This is a genomic window from Limnobacter sp. CACIAM 66H1 (assembly GCF_001601825.1).
Classification (GTDB): Bacteria; Pseudomonadota; Gammaproteobacteria; order Burkholderiales; family Burkholderiaceae_B; genus Limnobacter.
This window is the reverse complement of sequence record NZ_LUJK01000021.1, coordinates 26201-49750: the sequence shown is the minus strand read 5'-3', so window position 1 is coordinate 49750 and position 23550 is coordinate 26201. Positions and strand designations below refer to the sequence as shown.

Sequence of the window (23550 nt, the reverse complement as noted above, 5' to 3'; positions counted from 1 at the left end):
CTCAACAAGCAGGGGTAACAGCGAATAAGTATTGTGACGAACGCACATTCGAGATTTACGGCAATCAGATGGCCAGTGAGCAGGGATTGGGCCGGGTTTATGAAGTGCACCAGAAGGCATTGACCATTGGAATCGATGATGAACACGCATGGGACTTCGGGGAAGCCGTGGCGGTGGGTGAATTCAGTGGTGACAATCGCCGGGCCTGTTTGGAATGCAGCCGCTACCGACATAAACAAGGTTCTGACCAAGGGGTATGCACAGCAGCGGGAACAGCCCCGCTCCAACACATGGCGCGCGGTGCGTCTGTTAATTGGGACTGTCTAAATAGGTGCCCCATGCACACGGCCAGGTGAGTGTCCAACAAGGGCACGGGGGAATCGTCAACTGGCGGCGAGCTCTACGTTGTCAATCCCACGGTTTCCCACGCAGACAATAAAACCCTCTTTTTGATTCTTTCAGCAAATTCAAACGCCCCAGCAAGTACGCAAGATGGGGGCATCCCGGCAACACATGGCAATTACAACATCAAATCAAATATCCAGAGAACATCAAATTTTCCGCCGCCTTAAAAAGGAATTTTTACAGTCCCTAAAAGACAATTCATGAACACATCGTGTGCGAGACGGTGACAGGGTTTTCAACGGATATCTAAAGTAGATTGAAATAGAAATAGGTGCGCAGCCGATGCCGGGTAAAACCACCGCCATATGTGGCTTCTGAGATATCTACGAATAACTTTCCCGCCGAATAAGTGCGCAAAGAATAGTACGCACCCCCTGGGGGGGGTAAGAGAAAACAAAAGGGGCATCATTTTTTCACACCGGACGCGGAATCGTTTTTTAATGTGAACCCGAAATTTTCTCGTGCGCGCGCGCGAGGGACAAAGAGACAGCTACAAAAGGGGTTTTTTGGGCCCCTAAAGAAGCCGCAATAACACGGCAAGATTAGGGCAAGGTTGGAAAGACATAAGGTTTCTATAGGGGTACTGACTTTTCCGCTGGGTTTTCCCCACCCTATAAAAAGGGAGGCACTTTCGTTGGGTGATAGATACGCACCAGAGCAAGCCATCGGACGAGAGGTGTGCGGGATTTTCCGACCAATACGCGCGTGGCAATCGCAGAGTTTTCGGAGCAATACGCGCGCGCGAGGTTTGATGAAAAAGTAAAACCGAAAATCAGCAAACGCAAGCAAAAGTAAGCAGAACAGCGAGCGGCGAACCAAGCAGGTGGCCACTGGAATAGTGGGAAATATTGAACAAACCAGATACCTGATGTTCCGTACAGTATTGGATAGCCGCCAGGAGGAATTTCAACCCTACGCCCATGCTGATAAATGGGTAGTTACATGGGTAGAAACAAAAACGCGCCTGAGAGGCGCGCTATTGCTGTATCGGTGGCGGAAGCTGTGAGATTCGAACTCACGGAGGGCTCGCACCCTCGCCGGTTTTCAAGACCGGTGCATTCAACCGCTCTGCCAAGCTTCCGAGCCCGCAATTATAACCACAAACACCGGGCTTTGGAAACCTGTAGGGACAATATTTCCGAATATTCCTCAGCCTTTCAAGCCCATGCGCTTTTTCATGGCTTGCATACTCACATAAGCCAACACCGCAATGGTTGGAATGGCCACGGCTATCGCCAAATCTGCGGAAACCGGCAAGCCCAAGGCTTTCAATCCTTTGGCCAGGTAACCCACCAAGCTAGCGCCATAGTAGGAGATGGCAACAATCGACAAGCCTTCAACCGTTTCCTGCAGGCGCAACTGCACCTTCGCACGCTTGTCCATGCTGGTCAGCAAACGTTGGTTTTGGCTTTCACGTTCAATCTCAACTCTCGTTCGCAGCAGTTGCGTTACGCGTGAAATACGAGCGGCCAGTTCGTCCTGCCGACGAGCGGTCCAGGTGCAGGTTTTCATGGCAGGCCCCAAACGACGATCCATGAATTCGCCAAAAGTTTGCATGCCCACCATGGGAATTTCTTTCAATTCAGCGATTCGTTTTTTCACCAGATCGGTATACGCCTCTGCGGCAGTAAAACGGACCCGGTTCTCAGCACTTAACTGCTCCACGCGGGCAGCCAGGTCGGTCAACTGGCTCAATAACTTGCGGTCCAGCTCAACATCCTCGCTGGTCACTTCGGCGAGGTCTTCAGTTTTACTGGTCTCCGCCATTTCGGTGGCCAACTTTACTAAACGGTCTTCATACGAAGACAGCTTTGGCAACGTGGCACGCGCAACTGGAAAACTCAGCAGGGCCATCATTCGGTAAGTTTCCATCTCGATCGCGCGCTGAACTACCCGGCCAAGTTGCCGTGAACCCATTTTCAAATTGCAAATCAAAATCCGGCTGGCACCACGGTCTGCAATCCGAAGATCCGAAAACACCTGCCCTGCTCCATTGGCAATCATGCCGCCAATCAGGGTATTGCCATCAAAGTAACCTGCCACACTGCGCGGCTCTCGGGGGTTTTCTGTTTTTTGAACAAATAGTTCAATGGCCACCAGCATTACCCCAGGCAAAGCGGCCATCCAGCTGGGAGGCAAACGGCGAGTCACCGGGCGATCGAACACGATCGCATGGTCAGCCCGTTCAAAGAAGGTCAGGGTAATGAATTCATTGTGGCGCTCCAGCCGCAGACGCAAAGCCGACTCGCCGCCGCACAGGCTAAGGCTGACCTGGGGTGCAGCCAGCTCCTCATCAGAGACAGGTTTGCAACCGCAATAGTCCACCAAAGCTTGCAGTTGCCCAACAATCTCGGGTGTCACGTCACCTTGCACCAGCAAAGCAATATGAAACACCCGCTCCTGCGGCCACAAGGCCTCGGTGGGGCGGGAATGCACTTCATCATTGAGTGCCTGCCGCAACGGGTACGGCTGGGGCAGCAAATTGCTTTTGTTCATGGCGAAATATCAGGAAGCGATCAGCTTCGATTGCGGAGTTCTGGCCAGGCTTTCATCAGGTAATAACACATTGACCACACCGTCAAAACGGCTGCCACATAAATACCCAAAGTACCCAGCACATGAAAATCAATGCCCATCCAGGTTTCGTTCACCAACAACATGGGGATTGCCACCATTTGAGCAATGGTTTTGAATTTGCCAAGCCAGTTCACGGCAACACTGTTGCGCGCACCGATGCTGGCCATCCATTCCCGCAAGGCAGAAATGGTAATTTCACGTCCGATAATAATCAGTGCGATAAATGGACCAATACGCCCGAGGTCAACCAGTACAATCAGTGCTGCCCCTACCATCAGCTTGTCAGCCACAGGGTCAAGGAATGCTCCAAACGCCGAAGTTTGGTTCCAGCGGCGCGCCAGGTAACCATCCACGAAGTCAGTAATGGCCGCAATTACAAATACCCAAGCGCCCACCCAGTTTTGCATGGAGATGGACATGATTGTTTCGGGCAGAAAGTAAATGCCGACAACCAAGGGGATCAGTACAATCCGGACCCAGGTCAGGATCATGGGCAGGTTCATTGGCATATATGTGTTTTTCTTTTGTTAAGTAAAAAATACACTCTCTAGAGGTACAGAATATATCAGCGCCAACACCTGTTGAGGCGCACATCTTCAGTGCAAACGTCGATATATTTCTTCAGCCAACGTTTTCGAGATGCCGTCAACCGTTTGCAAATCTTCCACACTGGCTGCCTTTACACCGCGCAAGCCGCCAAAACGGGTCAGTAACTTTTGCTTGCGGCGTGCGCCAATTCCTTCTATTTCATCCAGCTCCGAGGCTTGCCGTGCTTTGGCCCGCTTTGCCCTCATGCCAGTAATCGCAAAGCGGTGGGCCTCATCCCGAATTTGAGCAATCAACATGAGTGCAGGGTGGCCAGGACCCAACTCAAGGCTTGGGCGGCCATCTGGAAACACCAAAGTTTCCAGCCCCACCTTTCGGTTTTCGCCCTTTTTGACACCGACAATCAGGCTGATATCCAGCCCTAGCTGTTCAAACACCTGCCGGGCCACTTCAATTTGTCCTTTGCCACCGTCGATCAACACCACATGGGGCATCACAATCGGGGTTTTGCCCTCACGCTGATAGCGTCGGGTTACAGCTTGACGCATGGCCGCATAATCATCGCCTGGAGTAATGCCTTCAATGTTGTAACGGCGATACTCGCGGCTTTGCATATCGTGGTTGTGAAACACCACACAAGAAGCTTGAGTGGCCTCACCTGCGGTGTGCGAAATATCAAAGCACTCCACACGCAAGGTGGCCAGTAAATCGATCTCCTCCGCTGCGGAAGAGTCCCCGGCAAGGTCAGTCCCCACAGAATTCCCACTCAACAATCGGTCCGCCTCTGAGGCTTGCAAGGCCTCTTCCAACCGGGCTTCCAGGCCCAGAGTTTCGACAAGCGCACGCGTGCGGAATTGCGCAGAGCCCTGCTCGGCAATTCGCCTTGCAATCGCGATCTCTGCGTTGTCGACGGCCATATCAAGCCACTTTCGGCGCTCACTCTGAGGCTGTCGGATCAGATTGATTTTTTTGCCAGCCTGTTGACTCAAAGCCATCAACAATTCAGGCGCATCCAAATCCTGATTGACAATCAACAAGTTGGGAATCGGCCTGTCCACATACGCTTGACTCAAGAACGCCTCAAGCACCTCAGGCCCGATATCTTCGCTGGCCTGTGCCACACTGGGAAACATCGGCTTGTCACCCAAATGCCTCCCACCCCGCACCATCGCCAGGTTCACGCAAACCGCTCCCCCCTTGATCACCACCGCAATGATGTCTGCATCATCGTCTCCACCCGTGGTGTCCACCGACTGCTTCTGCAGCACCCGGCTCAATGCACCCAACTGATTGCGATACATTGCGGCTTTCTCAAACTCAAGTAAGCCACTGGCCTCCAGCATTTTCTCTTCAAGATTGGCCAAAACCGATTTGTGGTCGCCCCGTAGGAAACGCGATGCGGCTTCCACATCCTTTGCATAATCTTCCGGGCTGATCCAGTTCACACAAGGCGCGCTGCAACGTTGGATTTGAGCCTGCAAACAGGGTCGTGATCGATGGGAAAACACGGTGTCTTCGCAAGTGCGCAACAAGAAAACACGCTGCAAAACCTGAATGCTTTCCTTCACAGCCCAAGCATTGGGAAAGGGTCCGAAAAACTGTGATTTTTTATCCACCGCACCACGGTAATAAGCCACACGCGGGTACTTGTGATTCGTCAGCCGCAAGTAGGGGTAGCTTTTGTCATCGCGAAACAAAATGTTGTAGCGTGGGCTTAAGCTTTTGATCAGGTTGTTCTCAAGCAGCAAGGCCTCTGCTTCAGTTCGGGTTGGTGTTACATCCACCCTCACAATTCGCTCCACCATATGGCTGGTGCGCGGGCTGGCATGAGTTTTCTGGAAATACGATGAAACGCGTTTTTTCAGGTTCTTGGCTTTGCCCACATACATTACTGTGCCATTCGCATCAATCATGCGATACACACCGGGTCGAGTGGTCAATTCCTTCAAAAAAGCAGCAATGTCAAAAGGTGAGTCGGGCAGGTGTTGCTCGTCGGTCATCGCCCTGCCCTCACACCTTCAGAAAACGGCTAATCGACTCCATCACAGCCTCAAACATGGGTGCGGTCAGTCGGCCGGTTTGCGTGTTGTATCGACTTACGTGATAACTGTCGAACAAGCGAAACGCACCCAAATCATGTTGAGCGGCATGCCCGAACTTGAAGGCACTTTGCCTTTGACCCAGGGCCTTCAACACCGCTTGGTGCCCAACCAAGCCCAGTGCCAACACTGCCTTGGGCGGGTGAACCTTGAACTCATGGGCGATGAACTGATTGCAGGTATTAATCTCGGCCGGTGTAGGCTTGTTCTCTGGCGGAACACACTTGACTGCATTGCTCACGCGCGCATTGACAAGTTGCAGGCCATCACCCACAGCCATCGACACAGGCCGGTTGGCAAAGCCAAACTTGTGCAAGGTGCTGTACAACAAATCCCCACAATAATCGCCCGTGAATGGTCTTCCACTGCGGTTTGCGCCGTGCAGTCCAGGGGCCAAGCCGACAATCAGAAGCTCGGCATTGTCTGGACCGAATGGAGGAACCGGGCCATTAAAATGCCCGGGAAATTTTTGGCGATTTTGCTCGTGAAAGGCATGCAAACGTGGGCATGCAGTGCATTGCACATCAAACACCTTGGCTGGCCATTGCTGATCCATGACCAGGGGTTGCCACACGGTCGTACTGCCCATTTAACCCAATGCCTTGCGCGCGTTGTAGAACAAACGCATCCAGGGTGAAAACTCGCCCGCATCTTTGGGCGCCCAACTCATTTGTACATTGCGGAATACTCGCTCAGGGTGCGGCATCATGATGGTAAAACGACCATCCGGCGTGGTGAAACCCGCCAACGCGTCAGGGCTGCCATTGGGGTTGAACGGGTACTGCTGTGTGGCCTCGCCTTGCGAATTCACATACTGCACGGCCACCAAACCTTCCGCGCTCAATTTGCCGTGGTTGCCTTGGCGAGAAAAATCGGCGCGGCCTTCACCATGCGCGACCACCACCGGTACCACCGAGCCTTCCATGCCACTCAACAAAATCGAAGGCGTCTTGTTGATTTTCACATTGACCAAACGCGCCTCGTACTGCTCGCTTTCATTGCGCATCAGCTTTGGCCAATGCGTAGCACCGGGAATCAAATCAGCCAAAGTCGCCATCATTTGGCAACCATTGCACACACCCAGGCCAAACACATCACTGCGACCGAAAAACTCTGCAAATTGATCAGCCAATACACTATTGTAGCGAATGGTCTTGGCCCAACCCTCGCCAGCACCCAACACATCGCCGTAACTGAAACCACCGCAAGCGGCCAAGCCCTGGAAATCAGCCAGCTTACGTTTGCCACTCAACAGGTCGCTCATGTGTACATCCACCGCCTCGAAACCAGCCAAGGTGAATGCGCCTGCCATTTCAAGCTGACCGTTCACGCCTTGTTCGCGCAGCACAGCGACTCGCGGCTTTGCGCCTGTCGCAATGAATGGCGCTGCGGGGTTTTCGGTAATGTCAAAACTGGGTTGCCACACCAAAGCATTGGGCAATTCAGCCGCGGCCTTGTGTTCGCTTTCCGCACAAGCCGGGTTGTCGCGGCGCTTGGCGATTTGGTAGCTGGTGTCATCCCAAATACCCTGAAGCTTGGCGCGGCTCTCGGAATAAATGCACTTGGCATCACGATAAAACTCGATCACGTCACGATCATTTGGCTTGCCAATGATGTTGCTGTGCTTGCTCAAATTGAAATCGCGCAACACTTGCATGGCCTCGCTTTTTTGAGCAGCGGGCACCTGCAACACCACACCCAATTCCTCGTTGAACAAGGCTTTCAGGGTAAGTTCGCTGCGTTGCACGCTGACCTGCTCAGGGCGAATTTTAAAATCGCCCCAATCTGCTGAATAGGGGTCGATAGTGATTAAATCCAGGTTGATCGACAAACCACAGCGGCTGGCAAAACTCATTTCGGCCAAAGCTGCCAGCAAACCGCCGTCAGAGCGGTCGTGATAAGCGTGCACCAAACCTTTTTCACGCAAGGCATTCATGGCCATCGCAAAGTTTTTGATGTCGCTTGCATCCTCCACATCGGGCACATCCTCACCCAACTGGTTGGTCACCTGCGCCAACACGCTGGCGCCCAGGCGCATTTTGCCGCGTGCCAGGTCAACCAGCACCAGTACGGTGTCTTCAACAGTGTTCAGAACCGGCGTTAGTGTGCCACGCACATCGTTGATTTTTGAGAAAGCAGAAACAATCAAACTGACAGGCGACAACACTTCCTTCTGCACATCACCCTCATTCCAGCGTGTTCGCATGGAAAGCGAATCTTTGCCCACTGGAATGCCCAAGCCCAACTGTGGGCAAAGGTCCATACCAATGGCTTTCACGGTATCAAACAACGCAGCATCCTGTCCGGGTGTACCGCAAGCGGCCATCCAGTTGGCACTCAATTTCACATCTTCCAGTTTTTCAACTGGTGCAGCCAGCAGGTTGGTAATGCTCTCTGCGATGGCCATGCGGCCTGAAGCAGGTGCATTCAACACCGCAAGCGGTGTGCGCTCACCCATGGCCATGGCCTGGCCTGCGTAGCCGGTGTAATCGTCAATTGTCACAGCCACATCGGCCACAGGCACCTGATAAGGACCAACCATTTGATCGCGGGCTGTAAAACCACCCACCGTGCGGTCACCAATCGTAATCAGGAAACGCTTGGAAGCCACAGCGGGGAATTTCAACACTTGTTCAATCGCCTGACCCAACTCCGTTTGGGTCAAATCAATTTCGGCTTTCACCGTTTCAACACGGTTGTCATTGCGCTCCATGCGGGGTGGTTTGCCCAGCAATACCTCCATGGGCATGTCGACCGGGTTGCTGCTGCTTTCCGCGTCGAGCACTTTCAACTGACGCTCGTCAGTCACAACGCCCACCACACAGAAGGGGCAACGTTCACGCTCGCACAACTGTGTGAACAGTTCGAGCGACTCGGGCGCAATACCCATCACGTAACGTTCCTGCGATTCATTGCACCAAATCTCGGCAGGACTCAATCCGCTTTCATCCAGATTCACTTTACGCAGATCAAATTCCGCTCCCTTGTTTGAAGCATCGGCCAGTTCTGGGAATGCATTGGAAATACCGCCCGCGCCCACATCATGAATGCTCAAAATCGGGTTGGCTTCGCCCAAGGTCCAGCAGCGATCGAGTACCTCCTGCGCACGGCGTTCCATTTCAGGGTTGGCACGTTGTACAGAATCAAAATCGAGAGACTCGGTGTTGGTACCCGCATTCATCGACGACGCCGCACCACCGCCCATGCCAATGCGCATGCCAGGGCCGCCCAGCTGTATTAACAAGCTGCCAGCCGGCAAATCGCATTTGTGAGTGTGCACTTCCCGAATATTGCCCAGGCCACCCGCAATCATGATGGGCTTGTGATAACCATAAACACGATCACCCACACGTTGCTCGAATGTGCGGAAGTAGCCACCCAGGTTCGGGCGACCAAATTCATTGTTAAACGCAGCGGCGCCAATTGGACCATCAATCATGATTTGTTCAGGCGTGGCGATGCGTGTAGGAATACCGACAGGCTGAGGCCGCTCTGCACGTTGCTCCAGTGGCACCAAGGCGTCTTGCCCACTTTCCCAACTTTCCTTGCCACCCTCAAAACGCAAGTGCGAAGTGGTAAAGCCACACAGACCCGCTTTGGGCTTGGCGCCACGGCCAGTGGCACCCTCGTCACGAATTTCGCCGCCTGAACCGGTGGCAGCGCCCGCATATGGCGAAATGGCGGTGGGATGGTTGTGGGTTTCCACCTTGATTACAAAATGCGTGGTTTCATCATGCGGGCGATACACGCCATCGGCATCAGCAAAAAAGCGCTCAGCCTTGCCACCAGCAATGACCGCGGCATTGTCGGAATACGCCACCACCGTGCCCTGCGGGGTGGTTTTGTGAGTGTTGCGTATCATTCCGAACAGTGTTTCGTCCTGCGCCTGCCCATCAATGGTCCAGGTCGCATTGAAAATTTTGTGACGACAGTGTTCGCTGTTCGCCTGCGCAAACATCATCAGCTCAACATCGGTGGGCGAACGGCCCATGGCAGTGTATGCATCCAGCAAATAATCAATTTCATCTTCGCTCAGCGCCAAACCCAGTTCACTGTTGGCTTTCACCAGGGAATGGCGTCCTTCGCTCAATTCCACGATTTGCAGGCTTTTACCCTGCAGGGGCAGAAACAGGCCTTTCACGTCGAAGCCATCAGGCAGCACGGTTTCCGTCATGCGGTCGTACAGCGCACCCTTCAAGGCCTGCAAAGCGGTGCCCTCCGGCAGTTTGCTGCCACCCAGCAAGCCTTTCTTGAAGGTCAACTGAAACTCGATACCGCGTTCCATGCGTACCACTGTGCCCAAGCCAGCGTTGTGGGCAATGTCAGTCGCCTTGGAAGCCCAAGGACTAACCGTACCCAGGCGGGGAACAACCACACAGCTAAGGTCAACACGGTCCAACGCCGGGGCAGCGTGGCCGTAATCGAGCAAACCTTCCATCACTTGGCGCTGCTGCCCTTCCAGTGCAGCCCGGGTGGCCACAAAGTGCACAAAATGAGCACGCACCGCCGTCACGTTTGAATCAATGGCCTGCAAGCGTTTCAACAGGCCTTCTGCGCGGAATGCAGACAGGGCAGACGCACCGTTAAAGGTAGAAACATTGAATTGATCAGCCGAAGACAGGGCAAGAGACATGACAGCAGTGGGGGTGGTTGAGGTAATCTTGAATTATAAGTGCTACAGCCCCAAAACTGAGCAACAAGGCTGGATAAACCACCCTGAATTTCCATGGAATGCGCATGCCTGAACTGATTGACCTACACCCTGAGAACCTGGGCCATGCCAACTGGCTCCAGCTGGACCAAAAATCAATGCCAGTGCTGTCGGTAAAGCAAATCCGGGCAATGGAACAGGCCGCTTTCTCGCACATCGATTCCTTCTTACTCATGCAGGCTGCCGGAGTACGCTCGGCCCTGAAAATCGTCGATCAAATAGCGCACAGCGAAACACATGCAACTCGCTGTCTGGTGCTGGCCGGTCCCGGTAACAATGGAGGTGATGCCTGCATCGTTGCAGGAGAATTGAAACGCAAGGGCTTACACGTCGATCTGTTGCAGGTCACCGAGGGAAAGCAAGGGTCAAAGGACAGAATGCAAGCGGTGCTGTGGGCCCTGGCACATGGTGTCCAACCCATCGAGATTGAGTCCGGCATGTCCTTGCCCGAGATTGGCATGGGCACGGTAATTGTCGACGGTTTGCTGGGAATTGCCTGCGACAGGGCACCACAAGGCCTGATTGAACGACTGATTCAACAGATCAACGCCCATCGCCACCTCGCGAGGGTATATGCGCTGGACTGCCCCAGCGGACTGAACTGTGATACGGGTAGTGCGCCCGGCGCAGCGGTTCAGGCACACACCACTTTCAGCTACCTTGCCTGCAAGCACGGACTGTTGAGTGATCAAGGCAAGGGTTTGTGTGGTGAACTGTGGATAGATACGCTGAATTGCGATGCCCTGCTTGAGACACGGGACGCAAATACCGTTAAATGGGGTCTGGTTGTTCAAGCAGTTTCCCGGCTTGATCAGTTACAACGCCTGCCCCGGCGCAACCATGAGCATCACAAGGGTAGCTTTGGCAGCCTTGCGGTGCTTGGCGGTCAACGGGGCATGGTTGGGGCCTGCCTGTTGAGCGCCCGAACGGCCTTGATGCTGGGCTGCGGGCGAGTGGCCCTGACCCTGTTGAATGAAGAAGACATGCACTTGCCGGATATTCAACATCAGGGTCAAACGCCCTTTCTTGACCTGATCTTTCCAGAAATCATGAACAAGGGGCTGCAAAGTAATCTTGAGTTTGCCGACACCGTTGTGATCGGTCCAGGCCTAGGGCAAAGTGACGAGGCCCTGAATATGGTTCACGCGCTGCTCGAACACGACAAAGGTTTGAACATGGTATGGGACGCCGACGCACTAAATCTTCTTGCAGCCAATTCGGCATTGCGCATGCGTTTGGAGCACTACCGGCGAAAACATCGCTCTAAAAGCCTGGTGTTGACGCCGCACCCGCTAGAGGCAGCACGCCTTCTCCAAAGCACAACTGAAATGATTCAGGCCGATCGCGTGAAAGCGGCGCAATCCCTGGCCTCTCAATTTGACTGCACAGTGGTGTTGAAAGGCACTGGCAGCTTGATCTGCAAACCAAATCAAATTGAAATCAACACCACGGGTGGCCCCGCATTGGCGACCGCGGGCAGTGGCGATGTGCTCGCTGGTGCCATAGCCGCCATGCTGGGGCAAGGTCTGGATGAATTCAAAGCCGCGTCATTCGCGGTGTATCTACACGGACTGTCGCTTGAACCGCTGGCGGGTGAGCGAGAGTTTCTGTACGTTTCACATGCCAGCGAAATTGCCGGGCGGATGAAAAGGTGGTTAAACCACCTCTTGGGCCAAAGCGCCCGCCGCTATGGTTAACTGCCTTGAACAGCGCGCCGCCAGCTTGTCATCGTGGGTCACCAATATCAAGGTGGTACCAAGCTCCTTCTGAAGGTCAAACATCAAGTCAATTATTCGCAGGCCAGTTGCGAAATCAAGGCTTCCTGTAGGTTCGTCGGCAAACACAATCGTCGGTTTTCGTACGAATGCCCGAGCCAAGGCAACGCGTTGTTGCTCGCCTCCCGAGAGTGTCTTGGGCGTGTGGTTCAACCTATCACCCAATCCCACACGCTGCAGCATTTCTTTGCAGGCGTTCTCGCGATTCTGCATGGGAGTCAATTCTGTGGCCAACATCACATTCTCAAGTGCACTCAAGTGATCCAGCAACTGAAACGACTGAAATACAAAGCCCACATGCTCGGCTCTCAAGCTGGCTCGCCGATCTTCGTTAAGTTGAGTTAAGTCTTCCCCCAAAAAGCGAACTGCGCCACTGGATGGAATGTCCAACCCAGCGAGCATGCCCAACAATGTGGATTTACCGGAACCGGAGGCACCCACGATGGCAACCGCTTCACCTTGATTTATAGTGAAAGAGATGTTCTCAAGAATGGACAAACTGCTTTGCCCGTCTTGAACCAGCTGATTTAAACCTTCGACTTCGAGGATTGCACGACTCATGTTTGCCTTTACTGCGAAAAAAATTAAAAACACCTTGGCGTTTGGCTTTATTGCTTTTGGCTTGTCGACCAGTGTATCCAGCTTTGCGGCAACTACAGGCCAGGAATGCAAAATTCTGGTGATGGGAGACAGCCTTTCGGCCGCCTATGGTCTGCCCAAAGAACAAGGTTGGGTCGCATTGATGGAGAGCCGTTTGGCTGAAAAGTTCCCGCACTGCAAGGTTGTGAATGCGTCGGTGTCAGGTGAAACAACAGCCGGGGGGAAAACACGCTTGCCAGCCCTGCTAAAACAACATTCACCCTCGCACATGATTCTGGAACTCGGCGCCAACGATGGATTACGCGGACTGTCCCTGGACACTATGAAAGACAACTTGACCAATATGCTGGTCGCAGCCCGGCGCAGTGGCGCTCAGGCTGTACTGATTGGCATGCAAATTCCATCGAATTACGGACCAGCGTATGCCCGCCGCTTTGGCGACACATTCCCAGAGGTGGCACGAAAACAGAAGGTGCCTTTGGTGCCGTTTATGCTGGAAGGTTTCGCGCTAGACCCCACTGCGTTTCAAGCAGATGGAATTCATCCAAATGCGGGAGCACAACCGAAAATTCTGGAAAATATTTGGCCAACGTTTTCAGCGACATTGAAGTAAAGATATTACGGTTAGCGTATACGAGTTCGCGTTATCTTTTAACGCGTGCGCTAAGCGACTTAAGGTGAGGTCTGGATTTGCAGCAGCGTTACTTCGTTCTGCTGATTCAAGATCAAGTCGCCCATTTTGATTCGCAGCGAGGGGCCGATCCGCCAGGATCTGATGCGAAGACGCGCTCGCGTTTCGCATGCCCTGAGCCAGATTTAAAAAGGGGAATTCGACTTGATCAAGGCAGAATGACTGACGCGCTGCAAATCAACTACAACCACGTCAATCGGGGATGCGATGCGCTGCAAATCGACCACATCAGCATCCACTATACCTGCAAGATTAAAACGTCTTCTTGATCTCGACTTCAACACGCTTTTTCATGGCATCGCGTGCAGCCAGCAGCAAGGCTTCCTGATACACCTGCCCTGCAATATTCTCGTAGTACTGAACCACCTGCGGATCTGCTTTCGCTTTGACTTCCGAAGACGGTGCACTGCTTTCCACCCATGCTACCGCATAACCATTGTTACCCAATCCAACCACCTTGGCCTTGGGTAGTTCAGACACTCCTGTGTTCAACACGGACTGGGCCACCAAACCGGGCAAGCCCTCCGCGCTCAAAGCGGACACGGTTCTTGAATCAGCAAAACCGGTCAACAAATCAGAACCGGCCTGTGGCTTTTCACTATCCAGCTTGGCAGCCAAAGCATCTGCGTCTTTCAGCGCAGCCTTTGCAGCTTCCTCCTGCTTTAAGCGAGCCTGAATCACTGGTTTCATCTCGTCCAACGGGCGCGCAGCCGCAGCCGTGTAATTCACGATGCGAGCAGAGACCATGGCCTCACCCACTTGCACAGCCTTGGTGTTGTTTTTGTTTTCAACCGAATCGGATGAAAAAATCTCTGCCATCAGCTTTGCGTCTTTCAATACTTCCGGAGCATTGGTCGCACCCTGCGTCAAACCATTGAATGTTTGTGCCTGCACACCAAGTGCCTTGATCACGTTCTCAAACGACTGTCCACCCTCGTACACCAACTCGGTGAAGCGCCCTTGTGCATCGGCGTACTGAGCAGTCATCTTTTGATTTTTGATTTCATCTGCAATTTGAGTTTTTACTTCCTCAAGTGCTTGAACCTCACCACCACGAATGTCGGTTACTTCAACAATGTGATAACCAAACTGGCTCTTCACAAGTCCGCTTAGTTCACCTTTCTTCTGAGAAAAAACGGCTTGCTCAAACTCGGGAACCATCGCGCCTTTGCCGAAGAATCCGAGATCACCTCCCTGGTTTGCAGAGCCAGGGTCGATTGAATACTGCTTGGCAAGTTCAGCAAACTTCGATGGGTTGGCTTTCAACTCGGCCAGTACTTTTTCCGCCGCTGCCTTCAGCTCATCTGCAGAGGCACCTTCCTTTTCGGCATCCAGCAAAATGTGGCGGGCACGACGTTCTTCAGGCGTAGAAAAACGGGCCTTGTTTTGTTCGTAGTAGGCAGCAATGTCAGCATCGCTTACTTCAATTTTCGATTTGATAGTATCGGGCGACAACACAACGTATTCAACATCGGCCTGTTGAGGTGCCATAAACTGTGCTTTGTTGGCTTCATAGAATGCCTTGATTTGCTCATCGGTAATACTGACGTTTGCGAAGTACGGGGCCAAATCAATGTTCTTGACGCGCACAACACGGCCAGCCAGCTGCACATCATCCAATTGGGTTTTTAATGTTTCCGGGAAAAAAGCAGCACGCAACACCGGGTCAAGCACCTGGTTTCGCGCCAAACCAAAACGCACATTTGCCTCGTGTTGAGTAGGCGTTAGACCGCGCGCAGCCAATTCACGCTTGTAGGTTTCAAGATCGAACTTGCCATCCACCTGAAACAAAGGGGTACGAGCGATGTCCTCAGCCAAGGCTTTGTCTGACGCAGTCAAATATTGCTTTTGTACCGACTGTTGGAGCAAGTATTGAAGCACCAATGTATCCAACAATTGGCGATTGATTTCTGGTGATTCAAACACCTTGGGATCAAAGTTGTCGCCAGACTGCGCACGTGCTTCTTCAATGCGCTCACGCTTGACCTGATCGAACTCTTCCTGGGTAATTGGATAGTCGCCCACAATCGCCAGCGCGTTTGCGTCAGCGCTGACAGTGTTGTACCCCTCAAGACCAAACAAGGCAAATGCGGGTGCAATAAACAGCAGCAGCACAAACTGCATGATCTTCTGATTGTTTCGGATGAATTCAAACATGTTTTGTAGGTGATTTAGTGTTGAACAACAAGCGAATACTATACCTGAAGGTACACACCGGAAAACCGTGTGGGGCGCGGCCGGGGTTGGAAATGAATGACTGTGGAAATGAAAAAAGGGAATCCGAAGATTCCCTTTTTTGTTTGGCGGAGTGGACGGGGCTCGAACCCGCGACCCCCGGCGTGACAGGCCGGTATTCTAACCAACTGAACTACCACTCCAGAGTTGGTTGCTGTTTCGCATTGTTGGTGGGTGCTGAGAGGCTCGAACTCCCGACCTAAGCCTTGTAAGGGCTCCGCTCTACCAACTGAGCTAAGCACCCGACGCTCACTGTTTTACTAGTGTTTGTCTTGCTGCGAATCAGCCAAGACCGCAATTATATACAAATTAACTCGGCCTGCAATACCTTTTGTCAAAAAAAATTTAAATTTAATTTACTGCGTCTTTCAGGGCTTTGCCAGGACGGAACTTGGGCACCTTGGCTGCCTTGATTTTGATTGTTGCGCCAGTGCGTGGGTTACGGCCGCTGCGTGCAGCACGCTTGCCAACAGCAAAGGTTCCAAAACCAACCAAAGTTACTGAACCACCTTTTTTCAAGGTAGTTTTGACAGCAGCAATCATTGCATCCAGTGCACGACCAGCGGCCGCTTTGGAGATTTCTGCTGACTCAGCAATTTGATCGATCAGTTCGGTTTTATTCATGTAAAAAGCCCCCTCATGGTGACAAATAAAAAGTGCCCAAAAACAGGCACCACGTTGCTTCCAGTTCTTAATTTAGACATGGCTGAAACCTAGCTGTCAACACATTTTGCGGGCGGATAACCCTTATTTTTAAGGCCTGGTGCGGGTTTCCGCGATGCACAAAAAAAAAACCTCCGCATTTTCGTGCGGAGGCTGATTTAAAATAACGATTGATATCAGTGCTTTACACTGGGGTTTGCACTTGCCTCGTCAGCTTTACCTGCGATCACCTCGGCTGGCTCTGAGACTGGCTCTGGAAGCGATTCCAAAGCATGTTGCAACACTTGATCAATCCATTTCACCGGAATAATCTCCAGACTGTTCTTCACATTGGCTGGAATTTCCGCCAAATCCTTCACGTTTTCTTCGGGAATCAGCACTGTTTTAATTCCTCCGCGATGCGCGGCCAGCAGCTTTTCCTTCAAGCCACCGATACCCAACACTTCACCACGAAGAGTAATTTCACCAGTCATTGCAACGTCAGAACGCACCGGCATATTCGTCAAAGTCGACACCAATGCAGTAGTCATCGCAATACCAGCTGAGGGCCCATCTTTCGGTGTGGCACCTTCGGGAACGTGCACGTGAATGTCACGCTTCTCAAACGCATCGTTGTGAATTCCCAATCGATTTGCGCGTGCGCGTACCACCGATCGGGCAGCCTCCACCGATTCTTTCATCACGTCACCGAGAGAACCTGTTCGAATCACATTTCCCTTGCCTGGCATGGACACAGTTTCGATGGTCAACAATTCACCACCCACTTCTGTCCAGGCCAAACCGGTGACTTGACCGACCTGGTTTTCTTTCTCAGCCATGCCGAAATTGAACCGACGAACGCCCAAAAACTTATCGAGGTTCTTGGGTGTAACCTGCACTTTCTTTTCGTTTTTTCCCAACACCATTTGACGCACAACCTTGCGGCAAATCTTGGACATTTCACGCTCGAGTCCGCGCACACCAGCCTCACGAGTGTAATAGCGAATCACATCGCGAATGGCTGCTTCGGAGACGCTCAACTCTTCGTCTTTCACGCCGTTGTTTTTCAACTGCTTGGGCAGCAAATACTTTTGAGTGATATTCACCTTCTCGTCTTCGGTGTATCCGCTCAGGCGAATCACTTCCATCCGGTCAAGCAGCGCATGAGGAATGTTCAAGGAGTTCGCAGTGGCGACAAACATCACATCGCTCAAGTCGTATTCCACTTCCACGTAATGATCTACAAAGGTGCTGTTCTGCTCAGGATCCAGTACTTCCAACAAGGCCGATGCAGGATCACCACGGAAGTCCTGTCCCATCTTGTCGATCTCATCCAGCAAAAACAGCGGATTGCGAACACCTACTTTCGTAATGCTGTTCAGTACCTTGCCCGGCATAGACCCGATATAGGTTTTGCGGTGACCACGAATTTCAGCTTCATCTCGCACACCACCCAAAGCCATGCGTACAAATTTGCGGTTCGTTGCCTTGGCCACTGATTGTCCAAGCGAGGTTTTACCAACACCGGGGGGGCCTACCAGACAAAGAATAGGTGCCTTCAGTTTGTCAACACGCTGCTGAACCGCGAGGTATTCCACAATGCGCTCTTTCACTTTTTCCAAACCATAATGATCCTCGTCCAATACCTTCTCGGCATTGGCCAAATCATTGTTGATTTTGGTTTTTTTCTTCCAGGGCAAACCGACCAGAACGTCAATGTAATTGCGAATCACGGTGGCTTCAGCAGACATGGGTGACATCAGCTTGAGCTTCTTCAATTCCGCTTCAGCTTTTTTAAGGGCTTCTTTGGGCATGCGCGCAGCCTTGATTCGCTTTTCAAGCTCCTCCATGTCGGCGCCGTCTTCGCCCTCACCCAACTCTTTCTGAATGGCCTTAACCTGCTCGTTCAGGTAGTACTCGCGCTGGCTCTTCTCCATTTGGCGCTTTACACGACCACGGATGCGCTTTTCCACCTGAAGAATATCGATCTCGGTTTCCAGTTGGGACAACAACGCTTCCAGGCGCTGAGCAATGCTGAAGGTTTCCAAAATCGATTGCTTTTGTTCCAGCTTCAACGGCAAGTGACTGACGATCGTATCCGCAAGGCGGCCGATGTCTTCAATGCTGGCCAATGAGGTCAGAATTTCCGGAGGAATCTTCTTGTTTAATTTCACGTAAGAATCAAACTGAGCCATCACTGCACGCTTCATGGCCTCAGTTTCCGGGCTCTGTGAAGGATCAGGCAGCAAAGGCATGGCTGTAGCGGCGAAGTGCGTTCCTTCGTCCGTCACTTTGGTCAGGCGCGCACGCTGCACGCCCTCAACCAACACCTTCACGGTGCCGTCAGGCAACTTCAGCATCTGAAGCACATTGGCCACACAGCCGATGTTGTAAATGTCTTTGTCGCTGGGTTCATCCTTGGTGGCTGATTTTTGCGCCACCAGAAGAATACTTTTGCCTGTTTCCATCGCAATTTCCAGCGCTTTGATGGATTTTGGACGTCCCACAAAAAGAGGAATTACCATGTGCGGGAACACCACTACATCTCGCAATGGGAGCAATGACAATTCGATGGGTTGTTCCGGAAGCACGTTAGTTGCTGACATATGAATCACCTATTAAATGCATAACCCTACAGTGGGGTTAAAACGCGCTTATTCAAGCTTTATTTCACGACAAATAAACAATACCACTGAAAAGAAAAAGCCCAACCGTGGAGTTGGGCTTTTTTAATCATTTTGCAATCTGTTTTGATGTTGCTTTTGGCATCAGGATTTGTCTTTGCTGCTGGCCACTTTGGGCTGGTCTTCATAGATCAACAAAGGTTGGCCCGTGCCGTTGATTGTGTTCTCATCGATCACCACTTTCTTGACATTGGTATCGCCGGGCAGATCATACATAATGCCGAGCAAAGCCTGTTCAAGAATGGTTCTCAAACCACGCGCCCCTGTCTTGCGCTGAATTGCTTTTTTGGCAATCGCGCTAAGTGCGGATGGACGAACTTCAAGTTCAGCACCGTCCATCTCAAGCAACTTTTCGAACTGCTTGACCATGGCATTTTTCGGCTTGGTCAAAATTTCAATCAGCGCTGGCTCATCCAGTTCTTCGAGAGTGGCAATTACGGGCAAGCGACCCACCAACTCGGGAATGATACCGAACTTGATCAAATCCTCTGGCTCAACTTCGGCCAGCAAGGTGCCTACATTCCCCTCTTCCTTGCTTTTCACGGTTGCGCCAAAGCCGATACCCGAACGCTCGGATCGGTTACGAATGACCTTGTCCAAACCTTCAAACGCGCCACCCACGATAAATAGTACGTTGGTGGTGTCAATTTGCACGAAATCCTGGTTGGGATGTTTGCGACCGCCCTGTGGAGGAACGGAGGCCACAGTGCCCTCAATCAACTTCAGCAAGGCTTGTTGCACACCCTCGCCCGACACATCGCGTGTAATGGACGGGTTGTCTGACTTGCGGGAAATCTTGTCGATTTCGTCAATGTAAACAATGCCGCGCTGTGCTTTTTCGACCTCGTAGTTGCAACTTTGCAGCAGCTTCTGGATGATGTTTTCCACATCTTCGCCCACGTAACCGGCCTCGGTCAGCGTAGTGGCATCAGCAATGACAAAAGGTACATTCAACAAACGAGCCAGGGTTTGGGCCAGCAACGTTTTACCCGAACCCGTCGGGCCAACCAGCAAAATGTTGCTTTTCGTGAGTTCAATGTCGTCTTTTTTACTCATGTGACGCAGGCGTTTGTAGTGGTTGTAAACCGCTACAGCCAGCACACGCTTGGCTTTGTCCTGACCAATGACGTACTGATCAAGAATGGCACGAATTTCCTGAGGGGTGGGCAGCTTGTCACCGCCACCCGTGGCAGTGGCCTCCGCTGCTTCATCACGAATGATGTCGTTGCACAACTCAATGCATTCATCACAGATGAACACAGAGGGCCCTGCGATCAATTTTTTTACCTCATGCTGGCTTTTGCCACAGAAGGAGCAATACAGCAGCTTTTCGCTTGAGCCTTTCTTTTCTGACATCTTTTATCCTCTGGAAAGCCCCCGCAGGGGCAATCAAGAAATCCAGGTTTTAATGTTACTGCAGTTACTTCTTGTCGGCCGGTGGCACACGGTGCTTCAGCACGTCGTCAATCAAGCCATACTCTTTGGCAGAGTCTGCACCCATAAAGTTATCACGATCTGTGTCGCGCGCAATCTCTTCGATGGTCTTGCCTGTGTTCTCAGCCAGTATTCCATTCAATTTTTCGCGCAAATACAAGATTTCCTTGGCATGAATTTCAATGTCGGATGCCTGACCCTGCACGCCACCCAGAGGCTGGTGAATCATGATTCGGCTGTTGGGCAGGGAAAAACGCTTGCCCTTGGTGCCCGAAGACAACAAGAACGCGCCCATGCTGGCCGCCAGGCCTGTACAAAGAGTTGAAACATCGGGTTTGATGAACTGCATGGTGTCGTAAATGGCCATGCCCGCTGACACAGAACCACCCGGGCTGTTGATATACAGCGCAATGTCTTTGTCGGGGTTTTCGCTTTCGAGGAACAACATTTGCGCCACGATGACGTTGGCCATTTGGTCGTTGATCGGCCCCACCAGGAAAATAACGCGCTCTTTAAGCAAGCGCGAATAAATGTCATAGGCCCGCTCGCCCCGACCACTTTGCTCAATCACCATGGGCACGTACATATTGCCCTGGGTTTCAAGCGCACCAGAATTGTTCATGTTGTTAGTCATAGAGCGAGGGTTCCACATCATTTATTTATTTCCCATCAGTTCGTCAAAGGACAATTTCTTTTCAACCACTTTGGATTTGCTCAAAGCGAATTCAACCACATTGTCTTCCAGAATAACCGCTTCCACATCCGCCAAACGGGCGCGATCCTGGAAATACCACTGCATCACTTCCGCAGGGTTCTCGTAGCTTTGTGCCTGCTCTTCGATGAAGGCACGCACCTGCTCGGGTTTGGCTTGCAAGCTGTTTTCTTTTACCAAGTCTGACACGATCAGGCCCAAGCGAACACGGCGCTCGGCTTGTGCAGCAAAAATGTCTTCGGGCAGCTGAATTTCTTCCACGTTTTGCATGCCACGGGCCTTCAGGTCCTGGCGTGCACGGGAGGCCAATTCGGTGGTTTCGGATTGAATAAGGGCTTTGGGCACATCGAATTCAGTCACTTTCAACAGTGCATTCATGACTGCTTCTTTGGTTTGCGCCTTGGTGCGGTTGCTGACTTCGCGGCTCAAGTTCACGCGCACGTCTTCACGCAGCTTTTCCAGGGAACCGTCAGCGATGCCCATGGCCTTGGCGAACTCTTCGTTCAGTTCAGGCAACTGGGTGCCTTCCACTTTCTTGATTGTGATTGTGAACTGGGCAGTTTTACCTGCAACGTCCTTGCCGTGGTAATCGGCCGGGAAAGCCAGGTCGAACGTTTTCTCTTCGCCTTTTTTCAAGCCTTTTGCCGCAGCTTCAAATTCAGGCAGCATTTGACCCTTGCCGATTACAAACGAGAAGTCTTCGGCTGTGCCGCCGTCGAAGGGGACATCGTCAATTTTACCGACGAAATCCAGAGTTACCTTGTCTTCTTCAGCGGAGCCACGGTCTACTTCAGCAAAACTGGCGCGCTGCTTGCGCAGAATTTCAATGGTTTTGTCCACTTCAGAGTCGGACACTTCAACCACTGTTTTCTCGATTTCCAATGTAGCGAAGTCACCAAACTTCACTTCGGGGAACACTTCAAAAATGGCGTTGAACTCAAAAGCGTCGTCAGCGGCGTCCTTGGCGGCTTCGATGCGGGGCTGACCAGCCACACGCAGATCCTGCTTTTGAACTTCTTCGCTGAAAGTACGACCGATTTCATCGTTCAACACTTCAGAATGCACTTGGGGACCATAGTTTTGTACCACCATTTTCATGGGCACTTTACCTGGGCGGAAACCGGGCATGCGAGCTGTACGAGCCACCTTTTTCAGGCGCTTTTCAACTTCAGCATTGATTTTTTCAACCGACAGCTTCAAGGAAATGGTTTTCTCGAGTGAGCTGGCAGTGGTGGTTGTTTCAGTCATTTGGAACTCTTGAACTAGTTGCCTTGGCAAGGTTGGCCAAGGGGGTGGTTAATGGGCGTAAAGGCTCTACAATTGCCGATATCTTACACAAGTATGAAGCTGCTTTGGCGGGGGCTTGGTAAAACTGGACCGCCCCAGAAGCGATATCACCGGGGCACAAGAGGGGTGGTGCGGATGAAAGGACTCGAACCTTCACGTATTGCTACGCCAGAACCTAAATCTGGTGCGTCTACCAATTTCGCCACATCCGCATGCAGGCGCGCATTATAGCCCGATTTTAACTTTGAAGCCCTTACAATGTCATTTATTGACTGCATTACCCCCAATTAGAAGGTGACATGGCTGTATCTCTAGAAAACCCGCTTGCCTACTGCCGCGAGAAAGTAAGCGGGGAAACCGCCTCCCTGCACTACGCAACCCTGTTTCAAACCGAGGAACTGAAAGCATTTTGGCTTGGTTGCTTCACCCTGAATCACGAGTTGCGGCAGGCTTGCCTGAAGCAGCTGGAGGCTGGCTTGACACAGGTCAAACTGGGCTGGTGGCAAAACGCCCTTGCCAACGCCGGGGTCAACAGCAACCCTCACCCGGTCATTACTGCGATATCAAAACCCGTGATTGCCACACTACCAGCCGAGCAGTGGGGCGAATTGATTAACCGGGTGGCCAGCGGATGCGAGCCCAAGCGTTACAACAGCATGGCAGATTGGCACAACGACGTGCTGCTGGAGACCAGACCTTGGGGCCAACTGGTTCAGGCCCGTTTTGAAAATTCAATTACAGATTGCACACAGTTGCTGGAATTCTGGACTTCAGCCATCCGTCTGTGCCAGTTGCTCAGGCTGGCGAAGTACCTGGATCAGGGGTTTCAGCCCTTGCCTTTTGAATTGCTGGCCAAACACGGGGTAACAGCAGAGCAAATCAAACGCAGGGAACACAACGAGGCCAGTACAACCCTGTTCAGCGAGGTGGGTGTGCATCTGCTTGAAAAAGCCAACGCAGCCTGGAGAAACATGCCTGCAGACCAGCGTCTTGTCTTAAGGCCATTGCGGGCGCTGTTCCGCATGCGTGCTGCCGAACTGAAAGTGCACCAAGCCGCTGGCTACCGTTTATTGACCGAGCAAAAAATCATCACCCCGTTCAAGAAATTCAGCATTGCATGGACAACACAAGTACTGAGGCGGTAATTTCCGG

The 23550-nt window shown here is 52.1% G+C and carries 17 protein-coding genes and 4 tRNA genes; 5 read left to right on the top strand and 16 right to left on the bottom strand.

Annotated features, from left to right (window positions below):
* A partial coding sequence (locus A0129_RS08000) for a hypothetical protein (protein ID WP_291714014.1) occupies positions 1-356 on the top strand: 356 nt, incomplete at its 5' end.
* A gap of 1040 nt (positions 357-1396) precedes the next feature.
* On the opposite strand, the gene A0129_RS07995 is transcribed toward A0129_RS08000, so the two are convergent.
* The 6 genes from A0129_RS07995 to purL all read right to left on the bottom strand — a co-directional run bounded on the left by A0129_RS07995 (position 1397) and on the right by purL (position 10260).
* Positions 1397-1486, bottom strand: a tRNA-Ser gene (locus A0129_RS07995).
* A gap of 68 nt (positions 1487-1554) precedes the next feature.
* On the bottom strand, positions 1555-2901 hold the full coding sequence (locus A0129_RS07990; RefSeq protein WP_291714012.1) for a DUF3422 family protein: 1347 nt from the start codon (positions 2899-2901) through the stop codon (positions 1555-1557).
* Between the two features lie 20 nt (positions 2902-2921).
* Positions 2922-3491 carry a CDP-diacylglycerol--glycerol-3-phosphate 3-phosphatidyltransferase gene (pgsA, locus tag A0129_RS07985; protein WP_291714009.1) on the bottom strand — a complete coding sequence of 190 codons (570 nt, stop codon included), beginning with the start codon at positions 3489-3491 and terminating at the stop codon, positions 2922-2924.
* 87 nt (positions 3492-3578) lie between these two features.
* Positions 3579-5528 (bottom strand): excinuclease ABC subunit UvrC, encoded by a 1950-nt coding sequence (uvrC, locus tag A0129_RS07980; RefSeq protein WP_291714007.1) that lies wholly within the window; start codon positions 5526-5528, stop codon positions 3579-3581.
* Positions 5529-5538: 10 nt separating this feature from the next.
* Entirely contained in the window at positions 5539-6216 is a 678-nt protein-coding gene (locus A0129_RS07975) for a uracil-DNA glycosylase (RefSeq protein WP_291714005.1), read from the bottom strand.
* Positions 6217-10260, bottom strand: a complete 4044-nt coding sequence (gene purL / locus A0129_RS07970; protein ID WP_291714003.1) for a phosphoribosylformylglycinamidine synthase — start codon at positions 10258-10260, stop codon at positions 6217-6219. It lies immediately after the preceding gene.
* Between the two features lie 104 nt (positions 10261-10364).
* On the opposite strand from purL, the gene A0129_RS07965 reads away from it, so the two are divergent.
* Positions 10365-12035, top strand: coding sequence for an NAD(P)H-hydrate dehydratase (locus A0129_RS07965; RefSeq protein ID WP_291714001.1), 1671 nt, complete (start codon positions 10365-10367; stop codon positions 12033-12035).
* Here the strand turns inward: A0129_RS07965 and A0129_RS07960 are convergent.
* The gene (locus A0129_RS07960) at positions 11994-12674 is read right to left on the bottom strand and encodes an ABC transporter ATP-binding protein (RefSeq protein WP_291713998.1); all 681 of its coding nucleotides are present in this window, start codon (positions 12672-12674) and stop codon (positions 11994-11996) included. The genes A0129_RS07965 and A0129_RS07960 overlap by 42 nt on opposite strands.
* Between A0129_RS07960 and A0129_RS07955 the strand changes: the two genes are divergently transcribed.
* Both A0129_RS07955 and A0129_RS07950 read left to right on the top strand, forming a co-directional pair.
* Positions 12673-13326 carry an arylesterase gene (locus A0129_RS07955; RefSeq protein WP_291713997.1) on the top strand — a complete coding sequence of 218 codons (654 nt, stop codon included), beginning with the start codon at positions 12673-12675 and terminating at the stop codon, positions 13324-13326. The genes A0129_RS07960 and A0129_RS07955 overlap by 2 nt on opposite strands.
* A gap of 77 nt (positions 13327-13403) precedes the next feature.
* Positions 13404-13673 (top strand): hypothetical protein, encoded by a 270-nt coding sequence (locus A0129_RS07950; RefSeq protein WP_291713995.1) that lies wholly within the window; start codon positions 13404-13406, stop codon positions 13671-13673.
* Here the strand turns inward: A0129_RS07950 and A0129_RS07945 are convergent.
* From A0129_RS07945 to A0129_RS07905, 9 genes are all read right to left on the bottom strand, one after another.
* A complete protein-coding gene (locus tag A0129_RS07945) occupies positions 13657-15561 on the bottom strand; it encodes a SurA N-terminal domain-containing protein (RefSeq protein ID WP_291713993.1) in 1905 nt (634 codons plus the stop codon). The genes A0129_RS07950 and A0129_RS07945 overlap by 17 nt on opposite strands.
* 144 nt (positions 15562-15705) lie before the next feature.
* A tRNA-Asp gene (locus A0129_RS07940) sits at positions 15706-15782 on the bottom strand.
* A gap of 25 nt (positions 15783-15807) precedes the next feature.
* Positions 15808-15883: transfer RNA gene (locus tag A0129_RS07935), tRNA-Val, on the bottom strand.
* Between the two features lie 107 nt (positions 15884-15990).
* Positions 15991-16263, bottom strand: coding sequence for an HU family DNA-binding protein (locus A0129_RS07930; protein WP_105029303.1), 273 nt, complete (start codon positions 16261-16263; stop codon positions 15991-15993).
* A gap of 215 nt (positions 16264-16478) precedes the next feature.
* Positions 16479-18887, bottom strand: a complete 2409-nt coding sequence (gene lon / locus A0129_RS07925) for an endopeptidase La (RefSeq protein WP_291713971.1) — start codon at positions 18885-18887, stop codon at positions 16479-16481.
* 162 nt (positions 18888-19049) lie between these two features.
* Positions 19050-20321, bottom strand: a complete 1272-nt coding sequence (gene clpX / locus A0129_RS07920) for an ATP-dependent Clp protease ATP-binding subunit ClpX (protein ID WP_138518040.1) — start codon at positions 20319-20321, stop codon at positions 19050-19052.
* A 64-nt stretch (positions 20322-20385) separates the two neighbouring features.
* Positions 20386-21033: an ATP-dependent Clp endopeptidase proteolytic subunit ClpP gene (gene clpP / locus A0129_RS07915; protein WP_105029305.1), complete on the bottom strand. Its 648-nt coding sequence runs from the start codon at positions 21031-21033 to the stop codon at positions 20386-20388.
* Positions 21034-21054: 21 nt separating this feature from the next.
* Positions 21055-22359 (bottom strand): trigger factor, encoded by a 1305-nt coding sequence (tig, locus tag A0129_RS07910; protein ID WP_291713969.1) that lies wholly within the window; start codon positions 22357-22359, stop codon positions 21055-21057.
* 166 nt (positions 22360-22525) lie between these two features.
* Positions 22526-22610 (bottom strand) — tRNA-Leu (locus A0129_RS07905).
* 87 nt (positions 22611-22697) lie between these two features.
* Between A0129_RS07905 and A0129_RS07900 the strand changes: the two genes are divergently transcribed.
* Entirely contained in the window at positions 22698-23543 is an 846-nt protein-coding gene (locus A0129_RS07900; RefSeq protein WP_291713967.1) for a hypothetical protein, read from the top strand.
* The last annotated feature ends 7 nt before the right edge of the window (positions 23544-23550 follow it).